The sequence below is a fragment of the Caulobacter ginsengisoli genome, from assembly GCF_030814835.1.
Lineage (GTDB): Bacteria > Pseudomonadota > Alphaproteobacteria > Caulobacterales > Caulobacteraceae > Caulobacter > Caulobacter ginsengisoli.
Map to the genome: position 1 here is coordinate 247,808 of NZ_JAUSVS010000002.1, position 18,664 is coordinate 266,471.

General features: G+C 69.1%; 14 protein-coding genes. 7 read left to right on the plus strand and 7 right to left on the minus strand.

Features of this window, described 5'->3' with window-relative positions; all coding sequences use genetic code 11:
* Positions 1–7 precede the first annotated feature (7 nt).
* The 5 genes from QO010_RS06515 to QO010_RS06535 are packed head-to-tail and all read left to right on the plus strand — an operon-like array spanning position 8 to position 4,990.
* Positions 8–2,911, plus strand: coding sequence for a bifunctional [glutamine synthetase] adenylyltransferase/[glutamine synthetase]-adenylyl-L-tyrosine phosphorylase (locus QO010_RS06515; protein ID WP_307347525.1), 2,904 nt, complete (start codon positions 8–10; stop codon positions 2,909–2,911).
* Between the two features lie 34 nt (positions 2,912–2,945).
* Positions 2,946–3,416: an EF-hand domain-containing protein gene (locus QO010_RS06520; RefSeq protein ID WP_307347527.1), complete on the plus strand. Its 471-nt coding sequence runs from the start codon at positions 2,946–2,948 to the stop codon at positions 3,414–3,416.
* A 56-nt stretch (positions 3,417–3,472) separates the two neighbouring features.
* On the plus strand, positions 3,473–4,024 hold the full coding sequence (locus QO010_RS06525; RefSeq protein WP_307347528.1) for an RNA polymerase sigma factor: 552 nt from the start codon (positions 3,473–3,475) through the stop codon (positions 4,022–4,024).
* Positions 4,025–4,034: 10 nt separating this feature from the next.
* On the plus strand, positions 4,035–4,481 hold the full coding sequence (locus QO010_RS06530) for a hypothetical protein (RefSeq protein WP_307347530.1): 447 nt from the start codon (positions 4,035–4,037) through the stop codon (positions 4,479–4,481).
* Positions 4,478–4,990: a periplasmic heavy metal sensor gene (locus QO010_RS06535; protein WP_307347532.1), complete on the plus strand. Its 513-nt coding sequence runs from the start codon at positions 4,478–4,480 to the stop codon at positions 4,988–4,990. The genes QO010_RS06530 and QO010_RS06535 overlap by 4 nt, the downstream gene beginning before the upstream one ends.
* Here QO010_RS06535 and QO010_RS06540 read toward each other — a convergent pair.
* Genes QO010_RS06540 through QO010_RS06550 form a run of 3 tightly spaced genes read right to left on the minus strand, consistent with a single transcriptional unit; the run spans position 4,929 to position 7,103 of the window.
* The gene (locus QO010_RS06540) at positions 4,929–6,029 is read right to left on the minus strand and encodes a sulfotransferase family protein (protein WP_307347534.1); all 1,101 of its coding nucleotides are present in this window, start codon (positions 6,027–6,029) and stop codon (positions 4,929–4,931) included. The genes QO010_RS06535 and QO010_RS06540 overlap by 62 nt on opposite strands.
* On the minus strand, positions 6,019–6,597 hold the full coding sequence (locus tag QO010_RS06545; RefSeq protein ID WP_307347536.1) for an aspartyl/asparaginyl beta-hydroxylase domain-containing protein: 579 nt from the start codon (positions 6,595–6,597) through the stop codon (positions 6,019–6,021). Before QO010_RS06545 ends, QO010_RS06540 begins: the two co-directional genes overlap by 11 nt.
* Positions 6,597–7,103 carry a GNAT family N-acetyltransferase gene (locus tag QO010_RS06550; protein WP_307347538.1) on the minus strand — a complete coding sequence of 169 codons (507 nt, stop codon included), beginning with the start codon at positions 7,101–7,103 and terminating at the stop codon, positions 6,597–6,599. The genes QO010_RS06545 and QO010_RS06550 overlap by 1 nt, the downstream gene beginning before the upstream one ends.
* Positions 7,104–7,173: 70 nt before the next feature.
* Between QO010_RS06550 and QO010_RS06555 the strand changes: the two genes are divergently transcribed.
* Complete coding sequence (locus QO010_RS06555) at positions 7,174–7,467, plus strand: DUF6916 family protein (RefSeq protein WP_307347540.1); 294 nt, start codon at positions 7,174–7,176, stop codon at positions 7,465–7,467.
* Positions 7,468–7,528: 61 nt separating this feature from the next.
* On the opposite strand, the gene QO010_RS06560 is transcribed toward QO010_RS06555, so the two are convergent.
* The 3 genes from QO010_RS06560 to QO010_RS06570 form a co-directional block, all read right to left on the minus strand.
* A complete protein-coding gene (locus tag QO010_RS06560) occupies positions 7,529–8,074 on the minus strand; it encodes a phage tail protein (protein WP_307347542.1) in 546 nt (181 codons plus the stop codon).
* A gap of 52 nt (positions 8,075–8,126) precedes the next feature.
* Complete coding sequence (locus QO010_RS06565; RefSeq protein ID WP_307347544.1) at positions 8,127–8,687, minus strand: phage tail protein; 561 nt, start codon at positions 8,685–8,687, stop codon at positions 8,127–8,129.
* A 73-nt stretch (positions 8,688–8,760) separates the two neighbouring features.
* On the minus strand, positions 8,761–9,291 hold the full coding sequence (locus QO010_RS06570; RefSeq protein ID WP_307347546.1) for a phage tail protein: 531 nt from the start codon (positions 9,289–9,291) through the stop codon (positions 8,761–8,763).
* A gap of 620 nt (positions 9,292–9,911) precedes the next feature.
* Between QO010_RS06570 and QO010_RS06575 the strand changes: the two genes are divergently transcribed.
* Positions 9,912–15,782, plus strand: a complete 5,871-nt coding sequence (locus tag QO010_RS06575; RefSeq protein WP_307347548.1) for a beta strand repeat-containing protein — start codon at positions 9,912–9,914, stop codon at positions 15,780–15,782.
* Positions 15,783–16,083: 301 nt separating this feature from the next.
* On the opposite strand, the gene QO010_RS06580 is transcribed toward QO010_RS06575, so the two are convergent.
* Entirely contained in the window at positions 16,084–18,510 is a 2,427-nt protein-coding gene (locus tag QO010_RS06580; protein ID WP_307347550.1) for a sensor histidine kinase, read from the minus strand.
* Between the last annotated feature and the right edge of the window lie 154 nt (positions 18,511–18,664).

The following is an 18,664-nucleotide window of genomic DNA, read 5'->3' on the forward strand; positions in this document are numbered from 1 at the left end:
GGGGCGGATGACTCCGCTCTCCGAACGCCTCGCCCCCTGCGGTCCGGTCGTGGACGCCAAGGCGGCCGGGCGGACGCGTGAGATTCTCGATGGCCGGGTCGAGGGGCTGGAGGCCGCCTGGCCGGCCCTCGGCCCCGTGTTCGGCGCCTCGCCCTATCTGGCCGGGCTGGCGCGGCAGGCGCCCCGGCGGCTGACCGACATCCTGGCGAGCGATCCCGACCAGCGGCTGGCCGAGATACTGGCGGCCACGCTTGCCGCCGCCGATGAACCGGACACCGAGGCGGTCGGCCGGCGACTGCGCGAGCTGAAGGGCGACCTGCACCTGCTGACCGCCCTGGCGGACCTGGGCGGGGTCTGGGACCTGGACGCGGTGACCGGGGCGCTCAGCCGCTTCGCCGATGCGGCGCTGGCCACGGCCCTGATCCAGGCGGCCCGCATCGAGGCCGATCGCGGGCGGCTGGCGGCGCCGCAGCCGGGCCCGGCGGGACCGATCCCCGGCTTCTTCTGCCTGGCCATGGGCAAGCACGGGGCCTTCGAGCTCAACTATTCCAGCGATATCGACATCTCGATCTTCTACGAGCCCGATCTGCTGCCCCTGCTGGACGGCGCCGAGTCGGCGGAAACGGCGGTCAGGCTGACCCAGCATGTCGCCCGGCTGCTGCAGGACCGCACGGCCGACGGCTATGTGTTCCGGGTCGACCTGCGCCTGCGCCCCGACCCATCCTCGACCCCGCCGGCGGTGCCGGTCGAGGCCGCCTTCGCCTATTACGAGACGGTGGGCCAGAACTGGGAGCGGGCGGCCTTCATCAAGGCCCGGGTGGCGGCCGGCGACATCGTCCGGGGCCAGGCCTTCCTGGACGAGCTGCAGCCCTTCATCTGGCGCAAGAACCTGGACTTCGGGGCCATCGCCGACATCCATTCGATCAAGCGTCAGATCCATGTCCACAAGGTCGACGACCGCCTGACCGCCAAGGGCGCCGATCTCAAGCTGGGCCATGGCGGCATCCGCGAGATCGAGTTCTACGCCCAGACCCAGCAGCTGATCCTGGGCGGCCGCCACCCCGACCTGCGCGCCCCGCGCACGGTCGACGCCCTGGCCCTCCTGGCCCGCGACGGCCAGATCACCGAGGAAACCGCCGGCTACATGACGGCCGCCTACCGCGACCTGCGGGCCCTGGAGCACCGCGCGCAGATGCTGGCCGACGACCAGACGCACAAACTTCCGGAGGCCGACGGCGACCGCAAACGAGTGGCGGCGCTGTGGGGTCACGACAATCTGCGCACCTTCGATGCGACGGTGGGCAAGCTGCTGCAGGGGGTCAACCGCCGCTATGGCGAGCTGTTCCAGGGCGAAGAACAGCTGTCCTCGAAATTCGGCAGTCTGGTCTTCACCGGGGTCGAGGACGATCCCGAGACCCTGGCCACCCTCAAGCGCATGGGCTTTTCCAATCCGGCCCAGGTTTCCCAGGCCATCCGCAGCTGGCACCACGGCCGCATCGCCGCCACCCGCACCGAGCGGGGCCGCGAGCTGTTCACCCGCCTGGCCCCCCGCCTGCTCGACGCCATGGCCGCCACCGGCGCGCCGGACGCGGCCTTCAACCGGTTCTCGGACTTCTTCTCGCGCCTCAGCTCCGGCGTGCAGGTGCAGTCGCTGTTCCTGGCCCAGCCGAAGATATTCGAACTGGTGGTGCAGGTGATGGCCTTCGCCCCGCAGCTGGCCTCGACCCTGGCCCGGCGGCCGGCGGCGCTGGACGCCCTGCTGGACCCGGCCTTCTTCGCCCCGTTCGAGGCGGGGCAGGGGGAGGGGGCCTTCCGCGCCGCCCTGGCCGCGGCGGAGGGCTTTGAACAGGCCATGGACGCCGCCCGCCGGGTCCACCGCGAGCAGGCCTTCCGCATCGGGGTGCAGGTGATCAGCGGCTCGGCGACCGCCGCCGACGCCGGCGCCGCCTTCGCCGACCTGGCCGACCTGACCATCCAGGGCCTGGCCCCCGCCGCCCTGGCCGAGACCGTGCGGCAGGGCGGAACCTTCCCCGGCCAGGCAGCGGTGGTGGCGCTGGGCAAGTGCGGCTCGCGGGAGATGACCGCCCGCTCGGACCTGGACCTGATGGTGCTCTATCGCTCGGACGTCCCGGGCGCGGCCTCGTCGATCCGGGAATGGGCGGCGGAGGTGTTCTTCGGCCGCTTCACCCAGCGGCTGATCGCGGCCCTCTCGGCGCCCACGGCCGAGGGCGGGCTCTACGAGGTCGACATGCAGCTGCGCCCGACCGGCAGCAAGGGGCCGATCTCGGTCAGCATGACCGCCTTCCACAGCTACTACGAGGGCGAGGCCGAGACCTGGGAGATGCTGGCCCTGACCCGGGCGCGGGTGGTCTGGGCCAGTTCCGACGATTTCGCGCGGGAGAGCGTGGCCGCCATCGACGCGGCCCTGCGCCGGCCGCGCGATGCGGCCCGCACCGCCGCCGACGTGCGCGAAATGCGTCAGCTGATGGAGGACGAGCGCCCGCCCCAGGGCGACTGGGACCTCAAGCTGGCCCCCGGCGGCCTGGTCGATATCGAGTTCGCCGCCCAGTATCTGCAGCTGATCGGGGCGGCCGGCGGCGGGCCGCTGGAGCCCAACACCGGCGCGGCCCTGGCGGCCCTGGCGGCGGCCGGAGCGGCCCCGGCGGCGGCTCTGGACGATTTGACGCAGGGCTGGCGGCTGCAGCAGGACGTCGGCCAGCTGCTGAAGGTGGCCCTGGCGGACGGCGCCGATCCGGCCCAGGAACCCAATGCGCTCAAGGCCTTACTGGCGCGGGCCGGGGGCGCCAAGACATTGCCGGCGCTGCGCAAACGGCTCGACGCGGCCCAGGCCAGGGCCAGAGCCGCCTACCTGAACCTGTTGGGCGACGGAAGCGGTCCCGCCCCACGTTGAACGGGCCGGGGATGGGTCATGGAGAGACCTTAGAATGAAACTGTTTCTGACTGTCGCCGGCGCGGCCCTGCTGATCGCCGGATCCGCGCTGGCCCCCTCTTCCTTTGCTCAGGGGGCTGGCGGCGCCAAGGCTGACACCAACGGCGACGGCAAGGTGAGCCTGGCCGAGTTCAAGGCCGCCCGCGTGACGATGATGCTGCGCGCCGACGCCAACAAGGACGGCAAGCTCAGCCAGACCGAGCTGCAGACAGCCCGGGCCATGCGCGCCAGCAAAAGGGGCGGCGATGACGCGGCCAAGCCGGGCGGCGGTGAAGGCGGGGGCGGCAGACTGTTCGCCATGGCCGACGCCAATCACGACGGCTTCCTCGACAAGTCGGAAATCGGCAAACTGTCCGAGCGGCGCTTCCAGCGCATGGACGTCGACGGCGACGGCCAGCTGAGCGCCAGCGAACTGGCGGCCGGCCGCCAGCAGCGCGGAATGGGTGGCCAGGGTGGCGGGCTCTGACGCCTTCCCATCGGTCAACCGGGGCCCGCAGGGGTCGCGGTCCTATGGAGTAACGGTTGAAATCCCAGGGCGGCGATCCGGACGAAGAGCTGGTGGTCCGGGTGGGGCGGGGCGATCCCGCCGCCATCCAGGCGCTGATGGCCCGCAAGCTGCCGCGCATGCTGCAGCTGGCGCGCCGGATGCTGGACGACGCCATCGAGGCCGAGGACGTCACCCAGGAGCTGTTCCTGCGGGCCTGGAAACAGGCGCCGTCCTGGCAGCCCGGCGTAGCCCGGTTCGACACCTGGCTGCACCGGGTGGCGGTCAATCTCTGCTACGACCGGCTGCGGCGGCGGCGCGAGACCCTGATGGCCGAACCGCCCGAGCAGGCGGACCTGGGTCCCGCGCCGGACCGGGGCCTGCAGGCCCGGGACACCGGCCGGCGGGTCGAGGCGGCGCTGGCGGCCCTGCCGGATCGGCAACGCGAGGCGGTGGTGCTGTGTCATTATCAGGAGCTGAGCAATATCGACGCGGCGGCCCTGATGAGCGTCAGTGTCGAGGCGTTGGAAAGTCTGCTGTCCCGAGCCCGGCGGGCTCTGCGCGCGGCTTTGGCCGACATGAGGGAATGAGGCGATGGGCATGATGGATCGCACGAGGTTCGAGGCGCTGGCCGAGGCGTTCGGCGGGCGGATCGACCTGTGGCCGGACGCCGAGCGGGAGGCTGCCTGGCGGTTCGTGGCCGAACAGGGCGAGACGGCCCGCGCGCTGCTGGCCGACGCCGCCAGCCTGGACGAGCAGCTGCAGGAACTGCGTCCGCCGCAGCCCTCGGCCGCCCTGCGCCAGGCCATCCTGGACGCCGCCCCGCGCCTGCGGGCCGGCCGCTCCCGGCTGTGGCGCTGGCTGACCGGGGCCGGCCTGGGCGCTGGCCTGGCCGCCGCCTGCGCCGCCGGCGTCCTGGCGGGAGCCGTCAGCACAGGACCTTCCGCCGACGCCACGGCCGACGCCCTGATGGCCGCCAGCGATGACGGCGCCGCGCTTGGACCGGTCGAAAGTCTCGGATCGGTCGATACGGAGAGCAATTCGTGAAGCCACGCTGGCTCTATGTCGCGCTGATCGTCTCAGTCGCCCTGAACCTGTTCCTGGGCGGGCTGATCGTCGGCGCGGTGGTGGTGGGGCGGCGAGTGGCCGAGGCTCAGCCCGTGGGCGCCGGAGTCCTGAAATCGCCGATCTGGCGGGCCGGCGACGGCCTGGCCCAGCCCTATCGCCGGGAGTTCCGCAAGACGGTGCGCGAGGCGGTGCTGGCGACCCGCGACGACATCCGCGAGGGCCGCCGCCTGCGCCAGGACGCCCTCGCCCAGATGGGCCAGCCGACCTATGACATCGCCGCGGTCGAGGCCCAGCTGCAGCGCGGCCGGGCCCTGGACCAGAAGGCGCGGGGCCAGGTCGAGGCGGCCATCCTGCGCTTTGCCGCCACCCTGCCGCCAGACCAGCGGGCCATCCTCTCCGAAGGCATGCGCAAGCCGACGCGGCCGGTCAGGCCGGCGGACGCAAACGCGCCAGAGCTGGCGCCACCCAGCGCGCCGCCAAGGCCTTGATCTCGTCGCTGGCGGCGGCGCGGCGGGCGGCCCGGTCGTCGACGAAGGCCTGATCGCCCCGGCGGGCATTGAAGCCGGTGACGGCGCGCATGGCCCGCGGATCGGCCTCCAGGCCGAACAGCGGCGCGATCACGGTTTCGACCGCGTCCGGCAGGTCGTCATAGGCGATGGCCCGGCCGCCTTGGGCAAGCCCATCGGCCGCCGCCGCGCAGATCTGCCCCAGCGCCTGGGCGCAGAAGGCGTCAGCCGAGAGGCCCTGGCCGCCCGCCCCGGCGTCCACCAGGCCCTGCGTCATCTCCGGCGCCCGGTCCCGCTGCTGCGAGAGCAGCACCTCGACCGGGTCGCGATACAGGAAGACCCAGGGCGTCCGCGGAAAGGCCAGGCGGAAGGTCGCCAGGTCGAGGATGGAGAGGGCGTCGGTCTTGATCACGAAGCTGCGCGCGCCGCCGGCCAGCACCGCCGTCACCGCGCGCAGCCGCCGGGCCCGCTCGGCGTCGTCGGCCGCGCGGTCGAAGCGGTTGAAGCGCAGCACATCGGCGACGGCGCGGGGCTCGGACAGGGCCAGCACCCCCGGCAGGGCGCCGAGCATCCGTGAGGTCAGGGTCGAGCCGCAGCGCGACATATGGAAGACGATGCCGGCCGGGTCGGCCCCGCTGGCGTCGGCCAGCGCGGCGAACGGCGTGCGCACGTCCAGGAAGCGATTGAGCGGCCGGCGGGACCAGCTGTAGGCGTCGTGGTTGTGAAAGGGCGCGGCCAGGGGCTCGCCGCCGGTCTGGACCCAATGGACCAGCGGCGGCCAGCGGCGGCTGTCGAGATACGACAGCGTCCAGCCCGGCCCTGGTGGCGGTTGCGGCAGCACCGGCGTGCCAGGTCCGATGCCGACCGGGCCAGGATCCCAGGGCCAGCCGCCCTGCGCCGGAGCGCCAAGCTCGGTCAGGCGGCGGCGAAAGGCGTCCTGGTCCAGCGCCCACAGCTCGTTCTGCCGGGCCGGATCGGCCAGCACTGTCTGGCGTACGGCTTCCCAGGCGTCAGCCGGCATCGGCGCGCCAGGCCATTTCGGCCTCCTCGAAGACGCCGCGCACCCAGTCGTTGACCGGGCCGTCGATGACCAGATGCACCCGGACAATCTGGCTGCGGTTGTCGACGCTGTGCGGCAGGTTGAAGTCGGCGTACCAGGCCTCGCCCTCGCGCATGTCCAGCCGCTGGCCGCGCAGCCGGAAATCGACCAGCGGGCTGGTGACGATGGGCACATGGAAGCGGACCTGGCCGTCGGCGAAACCCAGGTTGCCGTCGCTGTGTTCCAGGATGGCCGAGCCGGCCGCCAGCCGCAGCAGCCGCACCGATTCCAGCGCCATCGGGAAGGCGGTCAGCACCTCTCGGAAATAGGGGAAGCGGGCCATGTGGACCGTGTCGCGATAGTCGCCGCCGGGCATCGGGGCCGTGCGCCGGACGTGGCCGTCGATGGAGCGCAGGGCCAGGACCGTCCAGTCGCCCTCGTAGTGGGCGCGGTTGACGTGCGGCAGCCACTCTTCCGGCCCGACCTTGGCCAGGTCGGCCTGCAGGGCGGCGACGTCGAAGCTGACCGGCAGGTTGAAGGCGTCCAGCATCAGCTTTCCGGCCGCCACATCATCCGCAGGTAAAGCTCGGCGACCTCGGTCTGCCGGAAGCCGAGGCGGCGGTAGAGGCCGATACAGGGATCGTTGTCGGAAGCGACCTCCAGCTGCACCGGCAGGCCGTCGGTGGCGGCCTTGGCCATCAGGTCGTGCATGATGGCCGTGCCGATGCCGCGGTTGCGCTGCTCGGGGACGATGGCCTGGTCGACCAGGTGGACCAGGCTCGGCTCGCGATCGACGACGATGCGGCCGATCGGCTCGCCGTCCAGTTCGACAATGTCGAAGCGGGCGTCCGGGAACTCCCGCTCGTAGCTGACGGTCTGGGCCTGGAACTGGTGCTGCATGACCTGGGCCCGGAAGCCCGGCTCGACCAGGTCCCATTCCGGCAGCCGGGAGTTGCAGAACAGCACGAAGCGGAACAGCTGGTCGTCGGGCGTTTCGGGCCGCAGTTCGAGCCGGCCGTGCGGCCAGTCGATGGCGATGATCTCGGACTTGCCCACGCAACGACGCCCTGGCTTGTCGCCGACTGCACGGCTGCCTAGAACACATGGATAGACCACGGAGCCCCCGATGACCAAGCTGCTGATGCGGGAAGATTTCGAGCCTCATATCGGCAAGCAGTTCCGCTTCGTGGGCGCCGAGTTCAGCCTGCCGCTCGACCGTATCGAAGGCAGCGGCGAGCAACCCCCGGGGTATGCGCGGCCGCCGTTCGTCCTGATCTTCCGCGGGCCCAAGCCGGGGCCGGTGCTGCCGGGCGGCATCTACGACGTCGAGGTCGAGACGGGCGAGACCTTCTGGATCCACGTGTCTCCGATCCAGACCATGGCCGCCGACCGGCAGGAATATCAGTCGGTGATGGCCTGAAACGAAAACCGCCAGACCCTGAGGTCTGGCGGCTGACGTAAACCAGTCTCTCGCCCGCGCTCTAGTTGTGCGACGGGAAGATGCCCTGTAGCGCGATGATGAAATTCAGCACCAGGAAGGGCTGGCGGTTTTCGTGCGGCTGGCTGCCGCCCTGGTTGCCCGACGAGCCGGGGTTCAGAGCGGTGTTGGCGCTGCCGTTGCCATAGATGTTGACGTTCTGGGTCCCGCCGCCCTGGAGGGCGGCGATGGCCGGGGCCAGCACCTTGGTGGCGGCCGGGGTGGCGTTGGCGGCGGTGGCGGTGACCGCCACGTTGCTGGCCATCATGAAGTGGTTGTGAGCGGGCATCTCGCTCAGGGTGACGGTATGGAATTCCTGACCGCCGGCCTGACCCTCGATGAAGTTGTTGCTCTGATGGATGGGCGTGCGACCGCGGAAGTCGGGGAGGGCGAAGGTGGTCTGGCCGTTGCCGCCGTAGGTCGTGCCCAGGATGGAGAACAGGGCCTGGTTCTGGTTAATCGGCAGAAACTGGCCGTTGCAGAAGGCCCAGCCCTTGGGGCTGAAGTTCCAGGAGATGATCTTGATTTCGCCCATGAATGGCTGGGACATGATGTCGATCCTGCGAAAAGGTTGCCGGCGCGCCGGATGATTGTCTCAGGTCTTACGGGCGGGCCGGGAAGACGCCCTGCAACGCGATGATGAACAGCACCGTGAGGTAGGGCATCATGTTGTTGTGCGGGAAGCTCGAGCCGGCGATGGTGCTGGCGAATGGGCTCATGGCCACGTTGGGGTTGGCGTTCGCCGCTGAATAATAGGCGATGACCCCGTTGTTGGAGCCGTCGTCATAGGCGCCCTTGGCCAGGTACTGGTTGGTCGGGGTCGCCCCGTTGCCGGTGGTGTCGGCGTCGTTGTTGCTGACGTTGAAGCTGTGGCTGTGCAGCGGTATTTCCGACTGGATCAGGGTGACGTTCGACGATCCCGACATCTCGCCGAGGAAGCGCGAGCTGAGGCCCGCGCCGTCGCCCTGACCGATCGGCGAGCCGCCCTGCAGGTCGGGCAGGGCGAAGGTGCTCTTGCCGTCGCCGCCATAATAGGTGCCGAGTAGCGAGAAGAGGGCCGTGTTCTGCGAGATCGGCAAGAGCTGGCCATTGCACATGGCCCAGCCTGTGGGGGCGAAGTTGCCCGCGAACATCCGGATCTCGGCGACGAACGGACTAGACATATTTCATTCTCCAGCGATGGGCGGAGGAGGCGGCCCCCGGCTAGGCGCGGGGACGGCCGTTCGCGAAGGGTGGCTAGTTCTGGGTCGGGAAGACGCCGAACAGCGAGATGATGAAGTTGATCACCAGGAAGGGCTGCATGTTCTCGTGCGGCTGGCTGCCGCCCGCGCCCTGCACAGAGGTGGCGTTGAGCGCCTGCAGCGGCACGTCGCTGCCATAGATGGTGGTGCCCGCCGGCCCGCCGTTGGGAATGCCCAGCAGGGCGCCCTGGGGCGAGTTCACTGGTCCTTGGGTGGTGGCCAGGGGCGGGTGGTTGTGGACCGGCATCTGCTGGGTGGTGAGGGTGACGCTCTCGGTCCCGCCTTTTTCGCCCAGTTGATAGGTCGTGCCAAACGCCGGAGCGGTGCCGGCATGCATCGGCACCCGGCCCTGCAGGTCGGGCAGGGCGAAGGTTTCCTGGCCGTCGCCGCCGTAGGTGGTGCCGATCAGGTTGAACAGCGTGTCGTTCTCGCTGATCGGAATCAGCTGGCCCTGGCAGAGCATCCAACCGCTCGGCGCGAAATTGCCGCCGAACATGCGAACTTCGCCAATGAATGGCTGAGCCATATTGAAACTCCCCCTGGCGGCCCGGATGACCGGGCGATGGCGTGTCGAAATGCCCGCGACGCGTGTCCCCCCGAGAGGCCAGCGTCGGATAACAGCGTCACCGTAGACCAGCCTTTGCGGGCCGACAATAGGGGTTGTTCGCGCTGTCGGGGCATGTGAATCGGCCCGCTACTGGGGGTTTAAGGTCTGTCCGGCGCCGCCAGCACGGGTCTGCCGTCTTGACGTTTTCGCGACGCCTAAGGCGGCTGGCCGACATAGCCGAGCGCCATTTGGCGTTCGCCCCAGGAGTGAATCGCCGGGACGGGATGTGTCGTCTGGGGCGTATTGTTTCGAAGAACGGGGTTTACAATCGGCGGGCAACTGCGATTCACTCCCGTGTTGCAGTGCTGTCGGATGTTGGTTCGGCGCGAATCACGGCGACGCGACAGGGGGCGGGGGCAAACAGCGTGTCTCTCAAACCCTGTTCGCGCTTGCCGTGTGTTGAGGTATGCTGATGGAGGATCGGCTGGGGGCTGGACTTTCGGGGTTCTGAACCAGGTCGAAATTTATAGCGGATCCGACGCCTGGGGGCTCGGGTCTTGTGGCGGTTTAGGCCGGCGCGGCCGGCGGGGAGAGATGTTATGGCTAGCACTCTGGCGGCGGGCGATGTTGCGGTTGTCGGTTTCAACACCGCGCAGTCCGACAGCAGCGGGCAACCGGCAACCACCAACGCGATCTATTTCGTGCTGTTGGCCCCGATTACCAACGGCACGGTGATCTACTTCACCGACCGCACCTGGAACGGCTCGGCCTTCTCCACCAGCGGCACGGACGGCACCTTCACCTACACCGCCGGCGCCGACCTGCCCGCCGGCACGGTGATCACCCTCAGCTCGGCGCAGCTGCTCGGGGCGGGCATCGACCTGGATGAGGCCGGCGAGGCCCTCTATGTCTTCCAGGGCACGAACGTTAACACCCCGACGACCTTCCTCTATGCGGTCGAATTCGGCGACGGCAACACCACCTTCAACGCCTCGCTGAGCAACACCGGCCTGACCAACGGCGTCAACGCCCTGGCCGTCGACCTGGACAGCGGCGCCTACAGCGGTCCGAGCACCCAGCAGGACAGCTATCTCAAGAACGGGACCGACCTGGTCCACGCCATCAGCGACCCGAACAATTGGTACGGCGACAACCGCGACACCGTGAACGCGCTGGTGCAGCCGCCGCAGGGCACCTTCCTAACCTCGCCCGACATTCAGATCTGGGGCGCGGCGGCCGGCGGCGGCGACGGCATCATCCGCATCGACGCCGACGCCACCACGGGCCTGGGCGTCCAGCTCAACCAGGTGCGTATCTACACCTCGGACGGCGACGAAGGCGCGGCCTTCCAGAACCTGTTCGTCGCGCCGCGCGACATCGTCATCGACACGGTGCACGGCAAGTTCTTCATCGCCGACTCCGACCTGGCCGGCACCAACCGCATCCTGCAGGGCAACCTCAGCGACCTGCTGGGCAGCCCCGGCACGGTCCCGACCGTCACCGTCCTCTACAGCGACGCCACCGCCGGCGTGAACGGCCAGATTCGCAACCTGATCATCGACCCCGAGCACGGCTATGTCTTCTTCAGCCATGCGGTGAACAACGCCGTCCAGCGGGTGAACTACGACACCGCCGGCCAGACGCCTTCGACGATCGTCAACCTCGGGACCGCCTCGGGCAACCCGAACGGCACGACCAACAACTTCGTCGACGACTTCGTCTACGACACCGTGCACGACACGCTGTACATCACCAGCCACCGGGTCACGGCGGCGGCGGACGGCGACGTCATCAGCCGCAACTACATCTACAAGGTCACCGGCGTCAGCACCTTCAGCGGCACGACCTTCACCTTCACGGGCGGCAACGTCACCGTCCTGCCGTTCAGCCCCGACGACGACGACGCCGGCGTCCTGACCACGCCCGGGGAAGCCTTCCCGCGCGAGTTCGGCTCGCTGGAAGGCATCGCCATCAACGCGGCCGGCACGGTCATCTACTTCGCCACCGCCAGCGTGCTGGAAGACACCGATGGCGACGGCGGCACGGGCGGCGGCAGCGGCACCGCGCCGGTGCTCCGTCCGGGCGGCATCTACAGCTATGCGCTGACCGGCAACGCGGCGGGCACCTTCACCCAGATCTATGTGCAGACGATCGGCGGCGCCGGCCCGCAAGGCCTGCTCGACGAGCTGGAAATCGACGAGACCAGCGGCCGCTACTATGTCCACGACACCACCGGCGGCACCGCCCAGCCCGGCGACGAAGGCATCTGGACCGGTCTGCTCAGCGGCGGCACGCCGGTCAAGATTTCGACCATCTCCAACATCAATGGCCTGCTGCTCGACGGCTTCGAGATCAACCGCTCGCCGACCCTGACGGTCACCACCTCGTCGGCCAGCTACACGGAAACCGCCGGGGCCAGCTCGGGCTTCAACACCCCGGTGCAGCTGATCAGCGCGGCCACCGCGGCCGACACCGACACCAGCGGTTTCACCGACCAGCTGAACGGCGCCATCGTCCGCATCTCCAACGGCTTCCTGCAGGGCGCGACCCACCAGGACCGGCTGACGATCAACGGCACGACCAGCGGCACGCTGGACTTCGGCTCGCAGGACATCACCTACAGCTACGACAGCACCACCGGCGTGATGACCCTGACCGGGGCCAGCACCTTCGCCAACTACCAGGCGGCCCTGGTGCTGGTCCGCTACAGCGTCTCGGGCGACAACCCGACCAACTACGGCACGGACGGCAGCCGGACCATTTCCTGGTCGGTCAGCGACGGCCTGGTCTCCAGCGATGAGCAGCAGGTCAGCGTCACCGTCACCGGCGTCAACGATAACCCGGTCAACACTGTCGGCTCCAGCCAGTCCGTCAACGAGGACGCTACCGTCGTTCTCACCGGCATCTCGATCGCCGACCCCGACGCCGATCCGGCCAGCCAGAATGTCACCGTCACCCTGTCGGTGACGCACGGCACGCTGGATATCCGCACCGACGTCGCCGGCGGCGTCACCGCCGGCCAGGTGACCGGCGACACCACCGGCTCCATCACCATCACCGCCACCCAGAACCAGATCAACGCCACCCTGGCCAACGCCACGGGTCTGACCTACGCGCCGGCCGCCAACTATTACGGCAGCGACAATCTGACGGTGCAGACCAGCGACAACGGTCTGAACGGCACGGGCGGCGCCCTGACCGACACCGACCTCAAGGCGATCACCGTCAATGCGGTGAACGACGCGCCGGTCCTGACCCCGGTTTCCGAGACCGCGGTGACCTACACCGAAAACGGCGCGGCCGTGGGCCTGCTGGCCACCGGCGACGTCAATGACGATGTCGACCTGCCGACCAACTTCAACGGCGGCAGCTTCCGCGTCCAGATCACCGGCGGCGCGGTCGCCGGCGATCAGATCGTGGTGCTGGGCAGCTCGGGCTTCTCGGTCTCGAGCGGCAACCTGATGCAGGGCGCCACGGTGATCGGCACGGTCACCGGCTCCGGCACCAGCGACTTCACCGTCACCCTCAACACCAACGCCACGCCCAGCGTCGTCGACGCTCTGGTCAAGGCGTTCGGCTTCCAGAGCAGCTCCGACAACCCGGGCTCCGGCGACCGCACTATCACCTTCACCTTCAACGACGGCGGCGCCGTCGGGGGAGGAGCCCTGACCGACGTGTCGACGCAGGTCGTGCATGTGACGGCGGTCAACGATGCGCCGGTCAACGTGGCCCCCAGCGGCGCGACCGGCAGCGAAGACACCACCTTCCCCATCACCGGGCTTTCGATCACCGACGCCGACGACAACGGGGCGACCGTCACGGTCACCCTGTCGGTGGCGCACGGCGTCCTGACCATCAACACGGCGGTCGGCGGCGGTCTGCTGGCGGCTGGCGTGTCCGGCAACGGCACCAACACCGTCACCCTGACCGGCACCAAGGCAGCCATCAACACCACCCTGGCCGACGCCACCGGCCTGCAGTTCCACGGTGACGCCAACTACAACGGCGCCGACACGCTGCATGTTGTCACCAACGATGGCGGCGCCACCGGCACGGGTGGCGCGCAGAGCGACACCGACGATTACACCATCATTGTCACCGCGGTGAATGACGCCCCGGACCTGACCCCGAACGCGCCCAGCGACGTGGCCTGGACCGAAGCGACGGCGGCGGTACAGCTCAACGCCACCGGCGTGGTCAGCGACGTGGATTCGCCGGTCAACTACACGGGCGGCAGCCTGCGGGTGCAGATCACCACCGGCGCCACGGCGGGCGACCAGATCGATGTGCTGGCCGCTTCCGGCTTCACGGTTTCCGCTGGCAACCTGATGTTTGGCGGCAACGCCATCGGCACGGTGACTGGCCAAGGAACCAGCGACTTCCTCGTCTCGGCCCTGACCGCCTTCGCCACGCCGTCGGTGATCAACTCGCTGCTGGAGGCCTTCGGCTTCTCCAACAACACCACCACCCCGACCAACACTGACCGGGTGGTGACCTTCACCTTCAACGATGGGGGCAATATCGGAACCGGCGGCGGCCTGACCGACGCGGTCACCCAGACCATCCATGTCACCGACCTGACCGGCGGCGTGGCCAATGACGACGATGTCTCGACCAACGAGAACGTCGTGCTCAGCGGCAATGTCGAGAACAACAATGGCCACGGCGCCGACACCGGGGTGACCAACGTCACCGAGGTCAACGGGGTGGGGGCCAATGTCGGAACCCAGATCACCCTGCCCAGCGGCGCGCTGCTGACCGTCAACGCCGACGGCACCTTCAGCTACGATCCCAACGGCCAGTTCAACTATCTGGGCGGGCCGACCTCCGGCGCCTCCAACATCACCGCCACCGACAGCTTCACCTACACGGTGGATGGCGGGGATACGGCCACGGTCACCGTGACCATCAACGGCGTCGACTCCAACGGCGACATCCTGCAGGGCACGGCCGGCGGTGATGACATCACCGGCGGCATCGGCAACGACACGCTGAACGGCCTGGGCGGCAACGACGATCTGGGTGGCGGTGACGGCAACGACATCGTCAACGGCGGCGACAACGACGACACGCTGAACGGCAACGACGGCAATGACAAGCTGAACGGCGACAACGGGACCGACACGCTGAACGGCGGGCTTGGGGCCGACCTGATCCATGGCGGCGCTGGCGACGACCACATCTTCGGCGGCGACAACAACGACAACATGTTCGGCGACGGCGGCAACGACGACATGCACGGGGGCGCCGGCAACGACGTCTACAATGTCGAGGACGCCGGCGACACGGTCGACGAAAATCCGGGTGAGGGCACGGACATCGTCCGCGAGAGCCTGGCCAACTACACCCTGTCGGCCAACGTCGAAAACCTGGAGATGCAGGGGTCCGGCGACATCAACGGCACCGGCAACGCCTCCAACAACAACATGACCGGGACCATCGGCAACAACACGCTGCAGGGCCTGGACGGCAACGACACGCTGAACGGCCTGGCCGGCAAGGACAACCTGCAGGGCGGTAACGGCAACGACATCATCAACGGCGGTGACGACAACGACACCGTCGATGGCGGGGCCGACAACGACAACATCCACGGCGACGCCGGCAACGACATCGTCAGCGGCGGCGACGGCGCCGACGTCGTCTACGGCGACGAAGGCAACGACAAGGTCAACGGCAACGCCGGGGCCGACAACCTCTATGGCGGCAACGGCGCCGACCAGCTGAGCGGCGGCGAGGAGAACGACCACCTCTACGGCGGCGGCGACAACGACAACCTCGATGGCGGGACCGGCGCCGACTACATGGAAGGCGGCACGGGCAACGACGTCTATATCGTCGACAACACCGGCGACGGCGCGGTCGAGCTCTCGGGCGAAGGCTTCGATATCGTCCGTAACAGCGTCAACTTCACGCTGGGCGACAACATCGAGAGCATGGAGATGCAGGGGTCGGCCAATATCAACGGCACCGGCAACGCCCTGGTCAACAACATGACCGGCAACACCGGCGACAACCAACTCAAGGGCCTGGCCGGCAACGACACCCTGAACGGCGGTGGCGGCAACGACACCCTGACCGGCGGCGTCGGCAACGACCAGATGACGGGCGGCGCCGGCTTCGACACCTTCGTGGTGCTGCAGGAGTCGATCGGCACCCCGAGCCTGGAAACCGACTTCGTCTATGACCTGAACATGGCCGGCGGCGACCGCATCGACCTGTCGGCCATCGACGCCGACTCGGGCCTCGCCGGCAACCAGGCCTTCACCTTCGTGGCCAGCTTCAGCCACCATGCGGGTGAAGCCACCCTGACCTACGACTCCGGCTCGGGGTTCACCTTCCTGCGCCTCGACGTCAACGGCGACGGCACGACCGACTACCAGATGAAGATCACCGGCGACGTGACGGCGACCGCCACCAACATCAACACCGGCGGCGAGCCGGCTGGCGACGGCGGCTGGATCCTCTAGCGTCTCAAGGCTGAGCCAAAGCGAACGCCCGGTCGAAAGACCGGGCGTTTTGCATTTGGGGACGGCCATGCACACGTCGTGATTGGCCCGCCGAGCGTTTCCTTCTCCCCTTGCGGGAGAAGGTGTCAGCGAAGCTGACGGATGAGGGGTCGCACGGCGTTCAACGCTGCGGTCTCTCAAAGCTAATCGGACAGGTGGATGGGACCCCTCATCCGACCTCCTTCGGAGGCCACCTTCTCCCGCAAGGGGAGAAGGATCACTGGGGCGGTTGAGCGATGGGAGGGTAGGCCCCCCACGGCATCTACGCCGCGTTGGTCCCCGCCACCGCCGCCGCGCCCTGATGGATCGGTAGCGTGAAGCTGACCGTCGTCCCCTCGCCCGGGGCGCTGGTCATGTCGAGTGAGCCGTCGTGGAGTTCCACAAGGGACTTGGTCAGGGCCAGGCCCAGGCCCGAGCCCTGCTGGGTCTTGGCGTGCTGGCTTTCGACCTGCTCGAAGGGCCTGGCCAAGCGGGCCAGGTCTTCCTTGGCGATGCCGATGCCGGTGTCGGTGACCGAGACGCGGATTCGCTCGCCAAAGCCGTCGCGGCGCGGCTCGGCCCGCACGGTGATCCGGCCGCCGCGCGGGGTGAACTTCACGGCGTTGGATAAGAGGTTCAGCAGCACCTGCTTGATGGCGCGGTAGTCGGCCTCGATCTCGGGCAGGTGCGGGAAGTCGACCTCCATCTCCAGCCCCGCCGCCTCGGCGCGGTTGCGCATCAGCCGGACGGCGTCGTCGGCGACCTCCTCCAGGCTCATCGGGTCGAACTTGAGGTTCATCTTGCCGGCCTCGATCTTCGACATGTCGAGGATGTCGTTGATCAGGGCCAGCAGGTGCTGGCCGCTGTTGTGGATGTCCTGGGCGTATTCCTTGTAGCGGGCGTCGCCCAGGCCGCCGAACATCTCGGTGACCATGATCTCCGAGAAGCCGTTGATGGCGTTCAGTGGCGTGCGCAGCTCATGGCTCATATTGGCCAGGAACTCGCTCTTGGCCTTGTTGGCCGCCTCGGCGCGCACCTTCTCGGCCTCATACTTGCGGGCCAGTTCCGCCAGCTGCTCCTGGCTGCGCTCCAGGCTGATCACCGCGTTCTGCAGCTGCTCTTCGTTGAGGCGGCGGGCCTCTTCCTGCTGCTTGATGGCGGTGATGTCGGCGGCGGTCATGACGAGGCCACCCTCGGCCGTGCGCCGCTCGGAGATCTGGATCCAGCGGCCGTCGTTGAGCTCGGCCTCGCGCATGCCCTTCGGCGCGTCGATGGGGACCTGCTCGGCCTTGATGGCCAGCTGGGCGAAGCGGTTGACCTGCTCGCGGGCCGCGCCGGGCTTGAGCATCCGCGGCTCCAGCGAAAAGGTGGCGCGGTAGTTGCGGTTGCAGAGCAGCAGCCGGCCGTTGCGGTCCCACAGCACGAAGGCTTCGGAGACGCTCTCGATGGCGTCGCGCAGGCGGTTCTCGGCGGCTTGCGCTCTGGCTTGGGCGATCCGCTCCTCGGTGACGTCCAGCGCCACCCCGATGATCCGCCGGTGACCGTCGTCGCCGCCAACGCCCAGCCCCTGGCCGCGGGCGTCGATCCAGATCGAGCGGCCGCCCTCGCGCCCCGGCACCCGGAAGCTGACGTCGAAGGCGCCATAGGCGGCCGCGTGGGCCAGGGCCTGGCGGACCCGCTCGCGATGATCGGCGGCGACCCGCTCCAGCACCTCCTGGCCGGTGACGATGCCCCCGCCGCCCCAGCCGAAAATGGCGCCGGTGACGTCGGACATGAACACCTGGTCGGCCTCCAGGTCCCATTCCCAGATGCCGCAGCGGGCGGCCTCGACGGCCAGGCGGAAGCGCTGCTCGCTATCGACAAAGGCCTTCTGGGCTTCCTCGGCCCGCCGGCTCTGCGAGAACAGCAGCAGGGCCAGGGCGATGCCGATGGCCAGCGGCACCAGCAGGGCGACAATGCCGTCGATGCGGTCGCGGTTAGCCTGGACCAGGCCCGGCGGCCGGGCGGCGGCGAGGGCCAGCAGGGCCCCGCCCGCCACTGGCTGGGCCGCCACGTCGATGGTGACGCCGTCGGGCCGCTCGGCCCGGATCAGGCGGTCGGTGCGGATGTCGTCGGGCGCCAGGCTGAAGGCGGCGCGGACCGTGATAGCCTGGGCGACGCCGCCCGGTCCCGCCGAGGCCAGCAGCCGACCGTCCGGCGTGGCGACGGCCATCTGGTCGCTGGCGACCACCCGGCCTAGCAGCTGGCCCACCGATCCGGCGGCGATCAGGGTCAGCCGGCCGGAGGGGGCATCGAGGGTCTTGATGACATAGAGCCGCTTGGGGTCGCCCGGCGGGGCGCCGACCCAGTTCTTGCCGGCCGCCAGCCGCGTCGCGCCGGTCCAGTCGGCGGCCGGGGCCTGGCCGGCGACCGTGACGCCGCCCTCGGGGCCGACGATGGCGATGGCCTGGACGCCCGAGCCCGCCAGGGCCAGGGCCGAGTCGGCGGCGCCCTGCAGGTCATCGGGCTGGCGTTGCAGGAACTGGCCGGCGGCGGCCAGGGCGGCGCCGCGCAGATTGAGGTCCCCCTCCAGCCGGGCGGCCAGCAGCTCGGCCTGGCTGTCGGCGGCATGGACGATAGGCTTGGCGATCCAGCCGCGCTGCAACCGCTGCACCCCAAAGGCGCTGTAGATGGCCAAAAGCAGCAGGGCCGCCAGGATCGAGACGCGCACGAAGGCGCGGCGCGGCGCGCGCGACGAGGCAGCCGCGAACGCGGGCTCACCGGCCGATGCTGCCTTCCCACGCGCCACCTGGTCCCCTGACCGATTCACCCCGGATTCACGAATCTTACGGAAGCGGAGTCACCGCGTCACGGACCAAAGGGGG